General features: G+C 65.6%; 16 protein-coding genes and 1 pseudogene. 16 read left to right on the top strand and 1 reads right to left on the bottom strand.

Annotated elements, in window-relative coordinates; all coding sequences use genetic code 11:
* Positions 1-79: 79 nt before the first annotated feature.
* Entirely contained in the window at positions 80-1,213 is a 1,134-nt protein-coding gene (locus Q4610_RS07410; protein WP_304535344.1) for a PQQ-dependent sugar dehydrogenase, read from the bottom strand.
* Between the two features lie 174 nt (positions 1,214-1,387).
* On the opposite strand from Q4610_RS07410, the gene rimP reads away from it, so the two are divergent.
* The 16 genes and pseudogenes from rimP to ligA all read left to right on the top strand — a co-directional run bounded on the left by rimP (position 1,388) and on the right by ligA (position 19,497).
* A complete protein-coding gene (rimP, locus tag Q4610_RS07415; RefSeq protein ID WP_304535345.1) occupies positions 1,388-1,912 on the top strand; it encodes a ribosome maturation protein RimP in 525 nt (174 codons plus the stop codon).
* Between the two features lie 13 nt (positions 1,913-1,925).
* Positions 1,926-3,497 carry a transcription termination factor NusA gene (gene nusA, locus Q4610_RS07420; RefSeq protein WP_304535346.1) on the top strand — a complete coding sequence of 524 codons (1,572 nt, stop codon included), beginning with the start codon at positions 1,926-1,928 and terminating at the stop codon, positions 3,495-3,497.
* A gap of 6 nt (positions 3,498-3,503) precedes the next feature.
* A complete protein-coding gene (locus Q4610_RS07425) occupies positions 3,504-3,740 on the top strand; it encodes a tautomerase family protein (RefSeq protein WP_304535347.1) in 237 nt (78 codons plus the stop codon).
* 63 nt (positions 3,741-3,803) lie between these two features.
* On the top strand, positions 3,804-4,466 hold the full coding sequence (locus tag Q4610_RS07430; protein ID WP_304535348.1) for a DUF448 domain-containing protein: 663 nt from the start codon (positions 3,804-3,806) through the stop codon (positions 4,464-4,466).
* 78 nt (positions 4,467-4,544) lie between these two features.
* A complete protein-coding gene (infB, locus tag Q4610_RS07435) occupies positions 4,545-7,154 on the top strand; it encodes a translation initiation factor IF-2 (RefSeq protein WP_304535349.1) in 2,610 nt (869 codons plus the stop codon).
* Between the two features lie 124 nt (positions 7,155-7,278).
* The gene (gene rbfA, locus Q4610_RS07440) at positions 7,279-7,683 is read left to right on the top strand and encodes a 30S ribosome-binding factor RbfA (RefSeq protein ID WP_304535350.1); all 405 of its coding nucleotides are present in this window, start codon (positions 7,279-7,281) and stop codon (positions 7,681-7,683) included.
* Positions 7,684-7,805: 122 nt separating this feature from the next.
* On the top strand, positions 7,806-8,687 hold the full coding sequence (locus tag Q4610_RS07445; protein ID WP_425262537.1) for an alpha/beta hydrolase family protein: 882 nt from the start codon (positions 7,806-7,808) through the stop codon (positions 8,685-8,687).
* A gap of 10 nt (positions 8,688-8,697) precedes the next feature.
* On the top strand, positions 8,698-9,276 hold the full coding sequence (locus Q4610_RS07450; RefSeq protein ID WP_304535351.1) for a thymidine kinase: 579 nt from the start codon (positions 8,698-8,700) through the stop codon (positions 9,274-9,276).
* 32 nt (positions 9,277-9,308) lie between these two features.
* Positions 9,309-10,361, top strand: coding sequence for a tRNA pseudouridine(55) synthase TruB (gene truB, locus Q4610_RS07455; protein ID WP_304535352.1), 1,053 nt, complete (start codon positions 9,309-9,311; stop codon positions 10,359-10,361).
* The gene (rpsO, locus tag Q4610_RS07460; protein ID WP_304535353.1) at positions 10,362-10,631 is read left to right on the top strand and encodes a 30S ribosomal protein S15; all 270 of its coding nucleotides are present in this window, start codon (positions 10,362-10,364) and stop codon (positions 10,629-10,631) included.
* Positions 10,632-10,807: 176 nt separating this feature from the next.
* The gene (gene pnp, locus Q4610_RS07465) at positions 10,808-13,147 is read left to right on the top strand and encodes a polyribonucleotide nucleotidyltransferase (RefSeq protein ID WP_304535354.1); all 2,340 of its coding nucleotides are present in this window, start codon (positions 10,808-10,810) and stop codon (positions 13,145-13,147) included.
* Positions 13,148-13,293: 146 nt separating this feature from the next.
* Positions 13,294-14,312 (top strand): annotated as a pseudogene (locus Q4610_RS07470) (sensor histidine kinase).
* 55 nt (positions 14,313-14,367) lie between these two features.
* Positions 14,368-15,144, top strand: coding sequence for an outer membrane protein assembly factor BamD (locus Q4610_RS07475; protein WP_304535355.1), 777 nt, complete (start codon positions 14,368-14,370; stop codon positions 15,142-15,144).
* Positions 15,145-15,201: 57 nt separating this feature from the next.
* A complete protein-coding gene (gene recN / locus Q4610_RS07480) occupies positions 15,202-16,866 on the top strand; it encodes a DNA repair protein RecN (RefSeq protein WP_304535356.1) in 1,665 nt (554 codons plus the stop codon).
* Between the two features lie 91 nt (positions 16,867-16,957).
* Positions 16,958-17,332 (top strand): putative quinol monooxygenase, encoded by a 375-nt coding sequence (locus tag Q4610_RS07485; RefSeq protein ID WP_304535357.1) that lies wholly within the window; start codon positions 16,958-16,960, stop codon positions 17,330-17,332.
* A gap of 53 nt (positions 17,333-17,385) precedes the next feature.
* A complete protein-coding gene (ligA, locus tag Q4610_RS07490; RefSeq protein WP_304535358.1) occupies positions 17,386-19,497 on the top strand; it encodes an NAD-dependent DNA ligase LigA in 2,112 nt (703 codons plus the stop codon).

Here is a 19,497-nt window from a genome sequence, read left to right on the forward strand (position 1 = left end):
AAACGGGGCCTGCGAGGCCCCGTTTTTCGATTCAGGCGGGTTAAACGCTGTTATGCGGTTAGAATTGAAGCAATGCTGCCTATAGCGTTGGCGTCAGCTTCAGCAACCGTCCCTGCGATCCATCGCCGCCATCCTCCAGCAGCCACAGCGCGCCGTCCGGGCCTTGCTCGACCTCGCGGATGCGCGCGCCCATGTCCCACTGGTCCGCCTTTTCCGCCCTTTCGCCGTCCAGCTTCACCCGCACGAGGCTCTGGCTGGACAGGCCGCCGATGAACAGCGACCCCTTCCAGGCCGGGAACAGGTCGCCCGCATAGTGGATCAGCCCGCCCGGCGAAATCACCGGGTTCCACCAGACTTTGGGCGCTTCATAGCCATCGCCCGCCTTGTGATCGGGAATGTCGCGACCGTCATAATGGCTGCCGTTCGACGCCTTGGGCCAGCCATAGTTGAGGCCCGGCTTGATCAGGTTCACCTCGTCGCCGCCCTTCGGCCCCATTTCCTGTTCCCACAATCGCCCGTCGGCATCAAAGGCGATGCCCAGCAGGTTGCGATGGCCATAGGACCAGACCGCCGGGTGAAAACCCTGTGCCGCCAGCGGATTGCCTGCCGCCGGCGTGCCGTCCAGGTTCAGGCGCAATAGCTTGCCCAGCGTCGCCTTGGGGTCTTGCGCCGGATCGAATGCCTGCCGCTCGCCATTGGTGAAGAACAGATATTGGCCGTCGGGGGAAAAGGCGATGCGGCCCGAATAATGGCCATTGCCCTCGACATAGGGGCTGGCGCGGAAGATCACCTGCACATCCTTCAGCGCGGTCGTCCCGTCGCTCGCCTGCGCGAACTGGCCCCTGGCCAGCGCGACGCCCTTCACGCCGTCCCGCGCTTCCGAAAAGCTGAAATAGACGGCCTGGTCCTTGGCGAAGGCTGGCGACAGCACCACGTCCATCAGCGCCCCTTGCCCCGCGCTGTCCACCCTGGGGATGCCCGCGACCGGGATCTTGGTGCCGTTTTTCGGATCGAACAGGATCATCTCGCCCGCCTTCTCCGTCACCAGCGCGCGACCGTCGGGCAGGAATGTCATCGCCCAGGGCGACTCGAAATCGGCGATCACCGATGTCTTGAACGGCTTGTCCGCCGATATGGCCGCCTGGCTGTTGGCCCCGTCGCCCGCGCAGGCGATCAGCAGCAGGGGCAGGGCGGTGAGCGTCAGGTGGCGCATCTGTGTCTCCGGGGCAAAAGGATCATGCCGCTGCAATGATCGGGGACGATTAATGTTGCAGATTTTCTGTACCCCGCCTATATCGCCCTTGCTTCCTCACATCGTCAAACATGTCAGGGTCGCGGGTTTCCACCTGCGGCGCGGAAGAAGCTGCATATTTGTTCTGGAGACTGCATGGCGGACATCGCCCAACTGACCGCGCTGATCGAACCTGAGGTGAAGGCTTTGGGCTTCGACCTGGTGCGCATCAAGCTGTTCGGGTCGGGGGATGAACACACGCTCCAGATCATGGCCGAACGTCCCGCCACCAAGCAGTTGGTGATCGAGGATTGCGCCGCCATCTCGCGCCGCCTGTCGGACGTGCTGGACGAAGCCGATCCGATCGAGGAAGCCTATCGCCTCGAAGTCAGTTCACCCGGCATCGACCGGCCGCTCACCCGCCTGCACGATTTCCGCGAATGGGCGGGTCATGAAGCGAAAATCGCCGCGACCGAACTGGTCGAGGGGCGCAAGAGCTTTCGCGGCGTCCTGAACGGCGTCGAAGGGGACGATATTCTCTTTACAGACGCCAAGGCCGGCGCGGTCGCCATCCCCTTCGCCCTTGTCGGCGAAGCCAAGCTGCTGCTGACCGACAGGCTGATTTCTGCTACCATGCCGCTCTCTTCCGATGGGGCGGATGAATTTGAAACCGAAGAATAAGGGTTCATAAGCCATGGCCAACGCCATTTCCGCCAATCGGGCCGAACTGATCGCCATCGCCAATTCGGTGGCCAGCGAAAAGATGATCGACAAGGCCATCGTCATCGAGGCGATGGAGGACGCGATCCAGCGGGCCGCCCGCGCGCGCTACGGCGCCGAAAACGACATCCGTGCCAAGCTGGACCCGGACAGCGGCGACCTGCGCCTGTGGCGCGTCGTCGAAGTGGTCGACACGGTCGAGGATTATTTCAAGCAGGTCGACCTCAAGCAGGCGCAAAAGCTCAAGAAGGACGCTGTTGTCGGCGACTTCATCGTCGATCCGCTGCCCGCGATCGACCTGGGCCGCATCGACGCGCAATCGGCCAAGCAGGTCATCTTCCAGAAGGTCCGCGACGCGGAGCGCGAGCGCCAGTTCGAGGAATATAAGGACCGCGTGGGCGAGATCATCACCGGCGTCGTCAAGTCCGTCGAATTCGGCCATGTCGTCGTCAATCTGGGCCGGGCCGAAGGCGTGATCCGCCGCGATCAGCAGATTCCGCGCGAAGTCGTCCGCGTCGGCGACCGCATCCGCTCCGTCGTGCTCAACGTGCGCCGCGAAAATCGCGGGCCGCAGATTTTCCTCAGCCGCGCGCATCCCGAATTCATGAAGAAGCTGTTCGCGCAGGAAGTTCCCGAAATCTACGATGGCGTCATCACCATCATGGCCGCCGCCCGCGATCCGGGCAGCCGCGCCAAGATCGGCGTCATCAGCCGCGATTCGAGCATCGATCCGGTAGGCGCCTGCGTCGGCATGAAGGGCAGCCGCGTCCAGGCCGTCGTGCAGGAAATGCAGGGCGAAAAGATCGACATCATCCCCTGGTCGGAAGATACCGCCACCTTCGTCGTCAACGCGCTGCAACCCGCCCAGGTCGCCCGCGTCGTCATCGATGAGGAAGAAGAGCGTATCGAAGTCGTCGTTCCCGACGATCAGCTCAGCCTCGCCATCGGCCGCCGTGGCCAGAATGTCCGCCTCGCCAGCCAGCTCACCGGCAAGGCGATCGACATCATGACCGAAGCCGATGCGTCGGAAAAGCGCCAGAAGGAATTCGTCGCCCGCTCCGAACTGTTCCAGAACGAACTGGACGTGGACGAAACTCTGTCGCAACTGCTGGTGGCCGAAGGCTTTGGCGAGCTGGAGGAAGTCGCCTATGTCGAGGTTGACGAACTCGCCTCGATCGAGGGTTTTGACGAGGAACTGGCCGCCGAACTGCAAAATCGCGCGCAGGAAGCGCTCGAACGCCGCGAGGCTGCCGCGCGTGAGGAACGTCAGGCGCTGGGCGTCGAGGATGCGCTGGCCGACATGCCGCACCTGACCGAAGCCATGCTGGTGACGCTGGGCAAGGCGGGGATCAAGACGCTCGACGATCTCGCCGATCTCGCCACCGACGAACTGGTGCAGAAGAAGCGCGTCGACCAGCGCCGCCGCAAGTCCGACAGCAGCAGCGACGACAAGGGCGGCATCCTGGCCGCCTACGGCCTGTCCGACGAGCAGGGCAATGAAATCATCATGGCCGCCCGCGCCCACTGGTTCGAAGAGGAAGCCTGAGCCTTTATGCCTTTTGTCGACATCCGCCTGGCTGGCAACGCAACCCGCGCGCAGAAAGCCGCGATCGTTGCTGACGTCACCCGGTCGCTCGTGGAGCGGCTGGGGAAGCCGGCGGCTGCCGTGCAGATCGTGATCTCGGAAATTCCCACTGAAAATTACGCGGCCGGCGGGCAATTGCTCGTCGACCGCGACGCCCCCTCTTCACCAAGGGAGGACGCCCATGCTGCGGTCACTCCCCGATGAGAGAATAGGCGCTCCCTCTAGCGTTGGACTTGCCCTTTCTTCCGTTCTGGCGGAGGAGCGCGCATGACCGAACGCAAATGCATATTGACCGGCGACCGTGCCGATCCCGACACGCTGATCCGCCTGGCCGTGGGGCCGGAGGGGCAGGTGCTGCCCGACATCCGCGCCAAGGCGCCGGGGCGGGGCGCCTGGATCGGCGTGACCCGCGCGGAACTGGAAACCGCGCTGGCCAGGGGCAAGCTCAAGGGCGCGCTCGCCCGGTCGTTCAAGGACGGCGCGCTTCAGATCCCAGAATCCCTGCCCGCCCTGGTCGAGGATGGTCTGCGCAAGGCGTTGCTCGACCGGCTGGGGCTGGAAGCCCGCGCCTCCATGCTGCTCACCGGGTCGGAAAAGATCGATGTCGCCTGCCGCAAGGGGCAGGTGCAATTGCTGCTCCATGCCGTCGATGCGGCGGCCGACGGCAATCGCAAGCTGGACCAGGCATTTCGGGTTGGCCGGGATGCGGAGGGCACGGATTTGGCGGGCATCACCTTGCCTGTGGACCGCGATGCCCTATCTATGGCAATGGGGCGGGACAATGTCGTCCATATCGCGGTGACCGACTCGCGGGCTGCTTCGCGCCTGCGCGCGGCCATAGGCCGCTTGGAAAGCTATCTGGGTTGCGCTAACGGGGCGCCTGTGCATGGGGAGCATGACTCCGCCGATGCGCCGGGCGTCCCTGACTAGTTTGGGCCGAACAGGCATATATTGGGCGTCGGCGGGCCTATCCGGCCGAAGCGGAAGTGAAGGGTTAAGTTCAGTCGTATGAGTGACAGCAAGGAAGACAAGCCGGTTCTGGGCCGCAAGCCACTGGGCATCAAGCGGACCGTCGAATCCGGCCAGGTGCAGCAGCAGTTCAGCCATGGCCGCAAGAATACGGTCGTGGTCGAGGTGAAGCGGCGCCGTGTTCTGGGCAAGCCGGGTGAGACGGCCGGTGCCGCGCCTGCGGCCACGCCCCAGGCTGATCCCGCGCCTGCGCCCCGTCCCGCCGCCCCGGCGCCGCAGCAGCCCCAGGCCCGCGCGCCCCAGCCGGCCGCCCCGGTGCGCCAGTCGCCGCCGCAAAGCCTGATGTCGCGTCAGGAATTGCAGGCCAAGCTGCTGCGTGAGGCCGAAGAGGCCCGCATGACCGCGCTGGAGGATGCCCGTCGTCGTGAGGACGCCGCGCGCCTTGCCGCGATCGAGGAAGAAAAGCGCCGGGCCGAGGAAAATCGCCAGGCGGCCGAAGCCCCGGTTGCTCCGGTGGCCGAACCGGAAGCCAGGGCAGCCGAAGAACCCGCAAGCGCCCCCGCCCCGGCGCAGGAGCCTGCCGCCCCCGCGCCTGTCGCCACCGCACCTGTCGCGGCGCAGTCCGCCCCGGCGGAAGCCGAAGCGCGCGCTCCGGTCGCTGCCGTCCCGCCGCCGCGCCGCTTCACCCCGGTCGCGCCGGTCAAGCGTCCCGAACCGGCCAAGCCCGAACGCGCCAAGAAGGGCGAGGATAATCGTCGCCAGGCCGGCAAGCTCACCGTCACCAAGGCGCTGGCCGATGACGACAGCGCCCGCGCCCGCAGCCTCGCCGCGCTCAAGCGTGCCCGCGAAAAGGAACGTCGCGCCCATTATTCGGGCGGCGCCAAGACGCGCGAGAAGCAGAGCCGCGACGTGATCGTGCCCGAAAGCATCACGGTGCAGGAACTCGCCAACCGCATGGCCGAAAAGGGCGCGGATCTGGTCAAGTCCCTGTTCAAGATGGGCACCGCCGTCACGCTCAACCAGTCGATCGACCAGGATACGGCGGAACTGCTGGTCGAGGAATTCGGCCACCGCATCCAGCGCGTGTCCGATGCCGACGTGGAAATCGGCATGGAAGGGGAGGTCGATGCGTTCGAAACGCTCAAGCCCCGCGCCCCTGTTGTCACCATCATGGGCCATGTCGACCATGGCAAGACCTCGCTGCTCGACGCGCTGCGCGGGACCGATGTGGTCGCGGGCGAAAGCGGCGGCATCACCCAGCATATCGGCGCCTATCAGGTGACGACCAAGGCTGGCGATGTCATCACCTTCCTCGACACGCCGGGCCATGAAGCCTTCTCGGAAATGCGCGCCCGCGGCGCCAACGTCACCGATATCGTCATCCTGGTGGTGGCGGCCGATGACGGGCTGATGCCGCAGACGATCGAGGCGATCAACCATACCAAGGCGGCCGGCGTGCCGATGATCGTGGCGATCAACAAGTGCGACAAGCCCGACGCCAACCCGCAAAAGGTGCGCGAGCGCCTGCTGAGCGAGGAGATCGTGGTCGAGGATATGGGCGGCGACGTTCAGGACGTGGAGGTTTCCGCGCTCAAGAAGACCGGCCTTGACGAACTGATCGAAAAGATCCTGCTCCAGGCCGAAGTCATGGAACTGTCCGCCAACCCCGATCGCCAGGCCGAAGGCAATGTGATCGAGGCGCAGCTCGACAAGGGCCGTGGTGCGGTCGCCACCGTGCTGGTGCGCAAGGGCACGCTCAAGGTCGGCGACACCTTCGTCATCGGCGCCGAAAGCGGCAAGGTCCGTGCGCTGGTCAATGACAAGGGCCAGCAGGTGAAGTCCGCCGGCCCCTCCACCCCGGTCGAGGTTCTGGGCCTGTCCGGCGTGCCCAAGGCGGGCGACCAGCTCACTGTCGTGGAAAATGAAGCCCGTGCCCGCGAAGTCGCCGCCTATCGTCAGGAACAGGCGACCAAGAAGCGCACGACGACCGCGCCCACCAGCTTTGAACATATGTTCTCGGCGCTCAACACCACCGTCATCGAATATCCGGTGGTGGTGAAGGGCGATGTGCAGGGGTCCGTCGAAGCGATCGTGTCGTCCTTGAACCGCATCTCGACCGACGAGATCAAGGTCCGCATCCTGCAATCGGGCGTCGGCGCGATCACCGAAAGCGATGTCACGCTGGCCGCCGCCAGCCGCGCGCCGCTGATCGGCTTCAACGTCCGCCCCAATGCCAAGGCGCGCCAGTTGGCGGAGCGCGAGAAAATCTCGCTGCGCTATTATGACGTGATCTACGACCTGCTTGAGGAAGTGCGCGGCGAAATGGCGGGCCAGTTGGCGCCCGAACGCATCGAAACGATCGTTGGTCGCGCCGAAGTGCTCCAGGTGTTCCCGGCGGGCAAGAAGGACAAGGCGGCCGGCCTCCTCGTCCTCGACGGCATCATCCGCAAGGGGCTCAACGCGCGCCTCACCCGGTCCGATGTCATCGTGTCGAAAACGGTCATCCATTCGCTCCGCCGCTTCAAGGACGATGTCTCCGAAGTCCGCGCGGGCATGGAATGCGGCGCGGTCCTCCAGGACACGAACGACATCAAGGTCGGCGACACGCTCGAACTGTTCGAGGTCGAAGAACGCCAGCGCACGCTGTGATCCAAATTCCCCCTCCCGCTTGCGGGAGGGGGCCAGGGCGGCGGGCCGGCCCTCCTTGTGAATCGCTATGGCCGGCGGGGAAGGCCCACCCCAGGCCCCTCCCGCAGGCGGGAGGAGAGGATCTATGTCCAACCAACCCGAAGGCCCCTCCGTCCGCCTGCTCCGCGTGGGTGAACAGGTGCGCCACGTCCTGTCCGAAATCCTCCAGCGCGGTGACGTGCATGACGATGTGCTGACCAGGCATGTCGTCAGCGTCACCGAAGTCCGCATGTCGCCCGACCTGCGCCACGCGACCGTGTTCATCAAGTCGCTGCTGGGGCAGGATGAGGAAGCGGTGCTGAAAGCGCTGCGCACCAACACCGCCTATCTCCAGCGCGAAGTCGCGACCCGCATTCGCCTCAAATATGCGGCGAAGCTCAAATTCCTGGCTGACGAGAGCTTCGACGAAGGCACCCATATCGACAAGCTGCTGCGCGATCCCAAGGTGGCCCGCGACCTGGCGAAGGACGAGGGCGAGGCTGCGGATTGAAATGCCTGCCGCTGGCCGGAAATTTCGGCCATTTGCCGGCGTGGGGCCGTGCAGAGGCTTCCCGTTGCTGGCGGACTAAGCATAAAAGGCGATGGAGCGGACAGCATATGATGAGACATTTGATGATGCTTCTGGCGGTCTTCGTGATCGCCACGCCCGCCCTCGCCAGGGAGCCCGCGATCCATCCCGCCGTCATCACCGATCCCCGGCCGGACGCCGCCTATCCCGCCGGGATGAGCGCCTTCGTCATCCCGGTCGAGGATGGCGCGATGAATGCGGTCCTGTACACCGCCGCCGGTCCGGGCCTCCATCCCACCCTGCTGTTGCTCCACGGCTTTCCCGGCAATGAGCAGAATCTCGATCTGGCGCAGGCGGCGCGGCGCGCCGGCTGGCATGTCCTGACGCTGCATTATCGCGGCAGTTGGGGCAGCCCCGGCACCTTCTCCTTCACCCATGCGTCCGACGATGCCTTTGCCGCGCTGCAATTTCTGCAACAGCCCGCGACCGTCGCCCGCTATCGCATTGACACCAGCGCGATCGTGGTGGCGGGGCACAGCATGGGCGGCTTCATGGCCGCCGATGCCGCCGCCGCCGAACCGCGCGTCGCGGGCCTGTTCCTGATCGACCCCTGGGACCCGGCCCATACCGTCGCCGCGCTCGCAACGCCCGAAGGCGAGGCCGCATGGAAGGCCGAAGTGGCGAGCGACCTGCCGCCGCTCAACGGCGCAACCTATGACAGCCTGACCGGCGAGATCAGGGGGGATGGGCAGAAATTCGACCTTGGCCGGCGTCTTGCGGGCTATGGCCGCCGCCCGCTGACCCTGCTGGGCGCGGAAAAGGGGATCGGCGCACATGCTCGCAAGGCTGCGGCCGATGCGCAGGGGGCCAATCCGGACGCGCGGCTGATGGTCTGGCCGACCGACCACAGCTTTTCCGACAGCCGGATCGCGCTCGCCGACGCGCTGGTCCGTTTCCTGGCTGGTGTTGCGCCCACGATCCGTTAATTGACCGCGGATGGCCAAGCTCTATTTCTACTATAGCTCGATGAATGCGGGCAAATCGACCACGCTGCTGCAATCGAGCTTCAACTATCAGGAACGCGGCATGGCGACGATGCTGTGGACCGCCGCGATCGACGATCGCTACGGCCATGGCCGCATCGCCTCGCGCATCGGGCTGGAACAGCCGGCGCATCTGTTCGATCCGCAATCCGACATGTTTGCCGCCATCGCCGCCAGCCATCAGGCAACGCCGCTGTCCTGCGTACTGGTGGATGAGGCGCAATTCCTGACGCGGACACAGGTGTGGCAACTGGCGGCGGTGTGCGACCGGCTTGGCGTGCCGGTCCTCTGCTATGGCCTGCGCACCGATTTCCAGGGCGAACTGTTCGACGGCAGCGCCCACCTCCTCGGCCTGGCCGACGCGCTGACGGAGATCAAGACGGTGTGCGATTGCGGCCGCAAGGCGACGATGAACCTGCGCGTCGACGGGCAGGGCAGGGCGATCCGCCAGGGGGCCCAGACCGAAATCGGCGGCAATGATCGCTATGTCGCGCTCTGCCGCCGCCATTTCGTGGAGCAGATGCAGGGCTGACAGCGGCGGCGGCGCGCTATACAGGCGCGTCCATGCATGGCTGGCTCATCCTCGACAAACCGCATGGCCTTGGCTCGACCCAGGCGGTCAGCGCGGTCAAGCGCGCGCTGCGTATCCAGAGGGAAGCGACGGGCGGCGCCGGCAAATGGAAGGTCGGTCATGGCGGCACGCTCGATCCGCTGGCGACCGGCGTGCTGCCGATCGCGATCGGCGAAGCCACCAAGCTGGCGGGGCGCATGCTCGACAGTGACAAGATTTACGATTTTGCTGTAACTTTCGGTGTTCAGACCGACACGCTCGACCTGGAAGGCGCGGTGATCGCGACCAGCGATGTGCGACCGACATGGGCGGATGTGGAGGCGGTGCTGCCGCGCTTCACCGGCCCGATCGAACAGGCGCCGCCCGCCTATAGCGCCATCCTGATCGACGGCCGGCGCGCCTATGACCTCGCCCGCAAGGGGGAAGAGGTCGAAATGAAGCTGCGGTCGGTGACGATATATGGGCTGCACATTTCCTCGCTCCAGGGCGCAGAGGATAGCGCAGCTTGCCCGCAAGGCGGGCTGGCGCAGCTTGGAGAGGGGGAGGGCGCGCCACCCCCCTCTCCAACTCCGGCCAGGCAGCACGCCGCCAAGCCTTCACACCCTCTCCCCCGTGGGGAGAGGATCTCCGCCATCACCCTGACCGCCCATGTCTCCAAGGGCACCTATATCCGCTCCCTCGCCCGCGACATTGCGCTGGCGCTCGGCACGGTCGGCCATGTCACCATGCTGCGCCGGGTCAAGGCCGGGCCGTTCACGCTGGAATCCGCGATTTCGCTGGACAAATTGGATGAAGCTGCTAGGGGCGGCACCATCGGCGGGCTTTTGCTGCCGTTGACGGCGGGGCTGGACGACATCCCGGCTCTCCCCGTCTCTCCCGATCAGGCGCTGGCTCTCCGTCAGGGGAAGGTGCTGTCGGGGTCCGACACTGCCACCGGCCTTCATCTGGCGTTCGACGGGTCCATGCCCGTGGCGCTGGTCGAAGCGCAGGACGGAGAGATCCGGGTGGTGCGCGGTTTCAACCTGATGTCGAGGGAAGACGACTAGATGACGATTACTGCCGAGCGCAAGGAAGCGCTGATCAAGGAATATGCCCGCGTTGAAGGTGACACGGGTTCGCCAGAGGTTCAGGTTGCTATCCTGACCGAGCGGATCACCAACCTGACCGAGCATTTCAAGGGTCACCACAAGGATAATCATAGCCGTCGTGGTCTGCTGATGATGGTCAACAAGCGTCGTTCGCTGCTGGACTATCTCAAGAAGAAGGATCAGGCGCGTTACACCGACCTGATCGGCAAGCTGGGCCTGCGCAAGTAAGTCCGCTACAAAGGGACGGCCCCATTCGGGGCCGTTTCCGATTCTGGAATGGGGCGCAATTCGGCGCCCTGTTGCATATCAGGGGCCAGATGATGCCCCGACACCGCAGCGGGCCGGTTAGCCCGCAACACAGGCCCCGCCCGGCAATAGGGCCGACGCGGGCGAAGGAAAAAACTATGTTCGACGTCAAGAAAGTATCTATCGAGCTGGCCGGCAAGACGCTGACCCTCGAAACCGGCCGTATCGCGCGTCAGGCTGACGCCGCCGTGCTGGCCACCTATGGCGAAACCGTGGTGCTGTGCGCCGTGACCGCCGCCAAGAGCGTGAAGGAAGGGCAGGATTTCTTCCCGCTGACCGTTCACTATCAGGAAAAATATTCCGCCGCCGGCCGCATCCCCGGCGGCTTCTTCAAGCGTGAGCGCGGCGCGACCGAAAAGGAAACGCTGGTTTCCCGCCTGATCGACCGTCCGATCCGCCCGCTGTTCCCCGAAGGCTTCTATAACGAAATCAACGTCATCGCTCAGGTTCTGAGCTTCGATGGCGAAAGCGAGCCGGACATTGTGGCAATGATCGCCGCGTCGGCTGCACTCACCCTGTCGGGCGTGCCCTTCATGGGGCCGATCGGCGCGGCGCGCGTCGGCTACAAGGATGGCGAATATCAGCTCAACCCGTCGCTGGACGAGGTCAAGACCGGCGAACTCGACCTGGTCGTCGCTGCCACCGGCAATGCCGTGATGATGGTCGAATCCGAAGCCAGGGAATTGTCGGAAGATATCATGCTGGGCGCCGTCCTGTTCGCCCATGAAGCGAGCAAGAAGGTCGCCAACGCGATCATCGACCTGGCGGAAAAGGCCGCGAAGGAACCCTGGGATATCGCCAAGGGCGACAATCTCGACGACCTCAAGAAGAAGCTGAAGAAGCTGATCGGCAAGGACATTGCCGCCGCTTACAAGCTGACCGACAAGTCGGCCCGCTCGAACGCGCTCAATGAAGCCCGCGCCAAGGCGAAGGCCAGCTTCACCGCCGAGGGCCTGGACGCCCAGACCGTCATGGCCGGCATCAAGCTGACCAAGAAGCTGGAAGCGGAAATCGTCCGCGGCGCCATCCTCAAGGACGGCAAGCGCATCGACGGCCGCACCACCACCCAGATCCGCCCGATCGAGGCGATGGTCGGCTTCCTGCCCCGCACCCATGGCTCGGCCCTGTTCACGCGCGGTGAAACGCAGTCCATCTGCACCACCACGCTGGGCACCAAGGACGCCGAGCAGATGATCGACGGCCTCACTGGCCTGCATTATGAAAACTTCATGCTGCACTATAACTTCCCGCCCTATTCGGTCGGTGAAGTCGGCCGCTTCGGCGCGCCGGGTCGTCGTGAAGTGGGCCATGGCAAGCTCGCATGGCGCGCGCTCCACCCCGTGCTGCCCAGCAAGGACGAGTTCCCCTACACGATCCGCGTCCTGTCCGACATTACCGAATCGAACGGTTCTTCCTCGATGGCGACCGTCTGTGGCGGTTCGCTCTCGATGATGGACGCCGGCGTGCCCCTGAAGCGCCCGGTTTCGGGCATCGCCATGGGCCTGATCCTGGAAGGCAAGGACTTTGCCGTCCTGTCCGACATATTGGGTGACGAAGATCATCTGGGCGACATGGACTTCAAGGTCGCGGGCACGGAAGCCGGCATCACCACGATGCAGATGGACATCAAGGTTGCCGGCATCACGCAGGAAATCTTCGAGGTCGCGCTGCGTCAGGCGAAGGAAGGCCGTGCGCACATCCTGGGCGAAATGAGCAAGGCGCTGGCATCGACCCGCACCGAACTGTCGGCCCACGCCCCCCGCATCGAAACCTTGCAGATCGACAAGTCGAAGATTCGCGAAGTCATCGGCACCGGCGGCAAGGTGATCCGCGAGATCGTCGCCGAAACCGGCGCGAAGGTCGACATTGACGACGAGGGCCTGATCAAGATCAGTTCGTCCGACCCGGCGCAGATCGAAGCGGCCCGCAAGTGGATCCTTGGCATCACGCAGGAAGCGGAAGTCGGCAAGATTTATGATGGCAAGGTCGTCAATATCGTCGATTTCGGCGCCTTCGTGAACTTCATGGGTGGCAAGGACGGCCTTGTCCACGTCTCCGAAATGAAGAATGAGCGCGTGGAAAAGCCCACCGATGTCGTGTCGGAAGGGCAGGAAGTGAAGGTCAAGGTTCTCGAAATCGACCCGCGCGGCAAGGTGCGCCTGTCGATGCGCGTCGTCGATCAGGAAACCGGCGCGGAACTTGAGGATACCCGTCCTGCCCGCGAACCGCGCGAACCCCGTGGCGCCAGAGAAGATGGGCGCGGCCCGCGCCGTGACGGTGGCGGTGATCGTGGCCCCAGGGGCGAAGGGCGCGGCGATCGCGGTCGTGGCCCGCGCCGTGACGGCGGTGATCGTGGCCCGCGTCGCGAACGCAGCGAAGGCGGCAATGATGACGGTCCCGCGCCGGGTGGCCTGCCCGACTTCCTGACCCAGGACTGATCGCGCAGCCATGCGGCTGACAAGAAAGGGGGCGTCCGGTCGAACCGGGCGCCCTTTTTCGTCGCAATGATCGCGAACGGCTGATTTCGATCAATGCGCAGGCGTAAGGTTCTGCTACTGTAACGAACATCTATCCGGGGAATGTCATGCAGAGGCGTAATGAGCGCTTTGTCGAACGGTTGCCGCTCGTCCTTGACCGGCCGGCCTATGCCTATGGGCTGAGCCTGATCTTCTGCCTCGCGGCATTGCTGCTGCGCTTCGCGGCCGAACCGCTGCTGCCCACCGGCTATCCCTTCGTCACCTTCTTTCCCGCGGTCATCCTCTCCTCCTTCCTGTTCGGGGTGCGGCCGGGCATTTTCACCGCCATTTTATGCGGGCTGCTGTCATGGTACATGTTCATCCCGCCGTTCCACAGCCTGATGATGAACCCGCCCGTCGCCGTGGCGATGATCTTCTACACCGGCGTCGTCAGCATCGACATTCTGCTGATCCACTTCATGCAGCGCGCCAATTTCCACCTGGCGGTGGAGCGCGAACGCAGCCGGACCCTGGCCGACAATCGGGAATTGCTGTTCCGCGAACTCCAGCATCGCGTGTCGAACAATCTTCAGGTCGTCGCCGCCATGCTGTCGCTGCAACGGCGACAGGTCGACCATGCGGACGCCAGGCGTGCGCTGGATGATGCGTCGGAACGGCTGGCACTGGTGGGGCGCATCAGCCGGGCGCTCTACGATCCGTCCGGGGCAGGGCAGGATATGCGCAATTTCCTGTCCACCCTTGCGGCCGACATTATCGGCGCCAGCGGCCGTGACGATGTGCGGGTGGACATGCTGGTGCCCGATGCGATTCAGCTCGATGCCGGCGTCGCCGTCCCCTTCGCCCTGATCGTCGCGGAAACGATCAGCAACGCGATCGAACATGGCCTGCCCGACCGGGGGGCTGTATTCGCATCTCGCTGGACAGGGGCGATGACAGGCTCTGCCTCCAGATCGCCGATGATGGCCGGGGCATTGCACCGGGTTTCCAGATGGATACGCAACAATCGCTCGGCCTGCGCATCGCCCATGCGCTGGCGACGCAACTGGGCGGCCGGTTTGCGCTGGGACCGGGGCAGGCGGGCGGTGCGGTGGCCCGGCTTGATCTGCCCGCAACGGCGGCCTGTTGACCGCAGCCCCATTCTGCCGCTTGGCGGCGGCGTGTCCCTCGGCTATGACCCGCCCATGCTGATCAAAAATCTGTCGCGCGTCGCGGCTCCCGCCCTGCTCGCCATCCTGCTTTCGGGGTGCTCGACCTCGAAGAACAAGGCCGACACCCTCTATGTCGCGCGCGACGTGTCGACGCTTTACAACAGCGGCAAGGCGCGGCTCGATCGCGGCCAGTACAAGCTTGCCGCTGCCCTGTTCGACGAAGTCGAGCGCCAGCACCCCTATTCGCCCTGGGCGCGCCGGGCGCAGCTCATGTCGGCGTTCAGCTATTATCTGAACCGCGATTATGCCGAATCCATTTCCGCGTCGCAGCGTTTCCTGTCGATCCACACCGGCAACAAGGATGCGCCCTACGCTTATTATCTGATCGCGCTCTGCTACTATGAACAGATTGCCGACGTGACCCGCGATCAGAAGATCACGCAGCAGTCGCTCGATGCGCTGGGTGAACTGATCCGCCGCTATCCCGACACCCGCTATGCCGCCGATGCGCGGCTCAAGGTCGACCTGGTCAACGATCATCTCGCCGGCAAGGAAATGGAGGTTGGCCGCTTCTACCAGCGCCGTGGCCAATGGCTCGCCGCCACGCTGCGCTTCCGCGCCGTGATCGACAAATATCAGACCACCACCCACACGCCCGAAGCGCTCGAACGGCTGGTCGAATCCTATCTCTCGCTCGGCATCCCCGCCGAAGCGCAGAAGGCCGCCGCCGTGCTGGGCCGCAACTATCCCGGCTCCGAATGGTATGAGCGCAGCTATAAGCTGATGGAGCGGCATGGCGGCAAGGCCTGACGCCACCATGATAGCGTCCCCCAGCCTTCGCCGGGAAGACGTTTCAGGACGAACGCCATGCTGACCGCGCTTGCCATCCGCAATGTCGTGCTGATCGAGGCGCTGGACCTGGAGTTCGGCGCGGGCCTTTCCGTGCTGACCGGCGAAACCGGCGCGGGCAAATCGATCCTGCTCGATTCGCTGGGGCTGGCGCTGGGCGCGCGCGCTGACAGCGGCCTTGTCCGCAATGGGGAGGCGCAGGCCAGCGTCATCGCCGCCTTCGAAGCGCCCGCCGCCGACCATCGCGCCACCGCGCTGCTGGTCGACAATGGCATCGCCATCGAACCGGGCGAACCGCTGCTGATCCGCCGCCTGGTGAAGGCTGACGGCGGCAGCCGCGCCTTCGTCAATGATCAGCCCTGCTCGGCCGCGCTGCTGCGCGATCTGGGCGGATCGCTGGTCGAAATTCACGGCCAGCATGATGATCGCGGCCTGCTCAACCCGCGTGGCCACCGCGCACTGCTCGACAGCTATGGCCGCTGCGATACCGCTGCCGTCGCCACCGCCCATGCCGGTTGGCGCGCCGCCACCGACGCGCTGGCGCAAGCGCGCACGATCGTTGCCAATGCCGCGCGCGATTGCGACTATCTGACCCACGCGGTCGAGGAATTGCGTAAATTCGCTCCTGAACCCGGCGAGGAAGCGACCCTGGCCGAAGCCCGCGCGACGATGCAGAAGGGCGCGCGCCTGACCGACGACCTTGCCATCGTCAACGATTGCCTGACCGGATCGGACGGCGGCCTTGCCCAGTTGCGCCAGGCGGCCCGGCGGCTCGACCGCATTGCCGGCGAAGAACCCTTGCTGACCGCCGTGCTCGAAGCGCTCGACCGCGCCGTGGCGGAAGCGGGGGAGGCGGAGGACCGCCTTGCCGAAGCCGCCGAGGCGTTGAGCTTCGATCCCGCCCGCCTCGACAGCATCGAAACCCGCCTGTTCGACCTGCGCGGCCTCGCCCGCAAGCATCAGGTCCAGCCCGACGACCTTGCCGCCCTGCGGGACGAGATGGCCGCGAAACTGGCCGCGATCGAGGGTGGGGAAGAGCATATCGCCGCGCTCGAAAAGGATGTCGCCGCCAAGGCCGCCACCTATCGCGCCGCCGCGCAAGCCCTGTCGGGCGAGCGGCAGATGGCGGCCGCCCGCCTCGACGCCGCCGTCGCCGCCGAACTCGCGCCACTCAAGCTCGACGCGGCGCGCTTCCGCACCATCGTCGCCCAGACCGACGAGGGCCAGTGGAGCGCGCACGGCATGGACCGGGTTGAGTTTGAAATCTCGACCAACCCCGGCGCGCCCTTCGCGCCGCTCGCCAAGATCGCCAGCGGCGGCGAACTGTCGCGCTTCATCCTCGCGCTCAAGGTCGCGCTGGCGGAGCGGGGCGGGGCGGACACGCTGATCTTTGACGAGATCGACCGGGGCGTGGGCGGCGCGGTGGCCGACGCGATCGGCGAACGCCTCGCCCGCCTCGCGCAGAGCAACCAGATCCTCGTCGTCACCCACAGCCCGCAGGTCGCCGCGCGCGGGGCGGGGCATCTGCTCATCGCCAAGTCCAGCGACGGCACCGTCACCCGCACCGGCGTCCACGCGCTGGACGACGCTGAGCGGCGCGAGGAAATCGCCCGAATGCTGTCCGGCGCGGAAATCACCGCCGAAGCCCGCGCACAGGCGGAACGCTTGCTGGAGCGGGTTTGAGTCTTTTCGTCATTGCGCGCGTAGCGAAGCAATCCATGTTGCGGCCTTGGATCGCTTCGCTACGCTCGCAATGACGAGGAATCGGAGAAGCATGACCCATAACCGTAGAGACATGCTGAGCCTGACCGCCGCCGCGCTCGCCGTCAGCGCCATCCCCGCCGCCGCGCAGGCGGCCGGACCGCGTTACGGCCTGATCGGCCAGATGCTCAGCCAACCCGGCAAGCGCGACGAATTGGTCGGCTATCTTCGCGACGCGACCGGCGCGATGCCCGGCTGTCTCTCCTATGTCATCGCGCTCGACGCCGCGAACCCGGACGCGATCTGGATCACCGAAGTCTGGGACAGCCGCGAAAGCCACGCCGCCTCGCTCAAGCTCCCCGCCGTGCAGGCCGCCATCGCCAAGGCCCGCCCGATCATCGCCGGCTTTGGCCAGAGGTTCGAGACGATTCCGGTGGCGGGGGTATAATGGGCACGGCGCTCCCGCTTTCGCTGGAGCACGACAGCGGTTAAGGCATAGCCATGACCGACCCCGCCGCCCTCACCGAAGCCGACGCCGCCAACCGCCTGATGCGCCTTGCAAAAGAGGTGGCGAAGCATAACCGCCTCTATCATGATCAGGACGCGCCAGAGATCAGCGATGCGGCCTATGACGCGCTGATCGCCGAGAATAACGCGCTCGAAGCCGCCTTTCCGCACCTGATCCGCGCCGATTCGCCCAACGCCCAGGTCGGGGCCGCCGCCACATCCGCGCTCAGGAAAATCCCCCATGCCGTTCGCATGATGAGCCTCGACAACGGCTTTTCCGACGATGACATTGCCGAATTCGCCGCCCGCGTCCGCCGCTTCCTCGCGCTCCCCGACGACGCACCGCTCGCGCTCACCGCCGAACCCAAGATCGACGGCCTCTCTTGCTCGCTGCGCTATGAGAAGGGCGAACTCGTCCTTGCCGCCACGCGCGGCGATGGCGCGACCGGGGAGGACGTGACCGCCAATGTCCGCACCATTGCCGACATTCCCCAGACGCTGAGTGGCCCCGCCATCCCGGACCTGTTCGAAGTGCGCGGCGAAGTCTATATGGCCAAGGGCGACTTCGTGGCGCTCAACGCCCGCCTCCTCGCCCAGGCCGACGACCCGGAGAAGGCCCGCCAGTTCGCCAATCCGCGCAACGCCGCCGCCGGTTCCCTGCGCCAGAAGGACGCCGCCGTCACCGCCAGCCGTCCCTTGCGCTTCCTCGCCCATGGCTGGGGCGCGCACAGCGCCGTCCCAGCCGACACGCAGCTTGGCGTCATGCAGGCGATCGCGTCCTGGGGCCTGCCCGTCTCCGACAGGCTCGTCTGCGTCGACAGCCTCCCTGCGCTCATCGCCCATTATCGCGCGATAGAGGCCGCCCGCGCCGACCTGCCCTTCGACATTGACGGCGTGGTGTACAAGGTCGACCGGCTCGACTGGCAGCAGCGGCTGGGATTCGTCGCCAAGGCCCCGCGCTGGGCCATCGCGCATAAATTCCCCGCCGAACGCGCGCAGACGACGCTGGAGGCCATCGCCATCCAGGTCGGCCGCACCGGCAAGCTCACGCCCGTAGGTCGCCTCACCCCCGTCACCGTGGGCGGCGTGGTCGTCTCCAACGTCACGCTCCACAATGCCGACGAGATCGCCCGCCTCGGCGTCCGCCCCGGCGACCGGATCGTCGTCCAGCGCGCGGGCGACGTGATCCCGCAGGTGGTCGACAATCTCACCCGCGACGATCCGCGTGATCCGTTCCTCTTCCCCACCCATTGCCCGGTCTGTCAGTCCGAAGCCGTGCGTGAGGAAGGGGAGGTGGATTATCGCTGCACCGGCGGCCTCATCTGCCCGGCCCAGCGGTTCGAGCGGCTGCGCCATTTCGTCAGTCGCGGCGCGCTCGATATCGAAGGGCTGGGCGAAAAAAGCATCCAGGAATTTCTCGACCTCGGCTGGATCGCGGAACCGGCCGACATCTTCCGCCTGAAGGCGCATCGCGCCGATCTTCTGACGCGCGAAGGCTGGAAGGAAAAATCGGTCGACAATCTCCTCGCCGCGATCGAGGCAAAGCGCACGCCCGACGCTGCGCGCCTGCTCTTTGGCCTGGGCATCCGCCATGTCGGGGCGGTGACGGCGCGCGACCTCCTGAAGCGCTATGCCACGCTGCCCGCCATCCGCACGCTGGCGGAAGAGATCATGGCGCTGCGCGACCAGCCCTTCGACACGCCCGCCAAGCGCGACAAGGCGGTCGCCGATCATATCGGGGTGGAGAATGTCGGTGGCGCGGTCGGCCATGCGATCGCCGACTTCTTCCACGAACCGCACAATGCGGCGGTGTGGGACGATCTCCTCGCCGAAGTATCGCCGCCGCCCTATGTCGTGGAAACCACCGCCAGCGCCGTGACCGGCAAGACCGTCGTGTTCACCGGCAAGCTCGAAACCATGAGCCGCGACGAAGCCAAGGCGCAGGCGGAGCGACTGGGCGCGAAGGCCGCCGGATCGGTCAGTGCCAAGACCGATCTGGTCGTCGCCGGGCCGGGCGCGGGCAGCAAGTTGAAACAGGCCGCCGCGCTGAACATCACCGTCATCAGCGAGGCGGACTGGGCGGAAATCGTCAAGGCGGCGGGGTAA

Origin of the sequence: Sphingobium cyanobacteriorum, assembly GCF_030580935.1 — a bacterium.
Taxonomy (GTDB): Bacteria; Pseudomonadota; Alphaproteobacteria; order Sphingomonadales; family Sphingomonadaceae; genus Sphingobium; species Sphingobium cyanobacteriorum.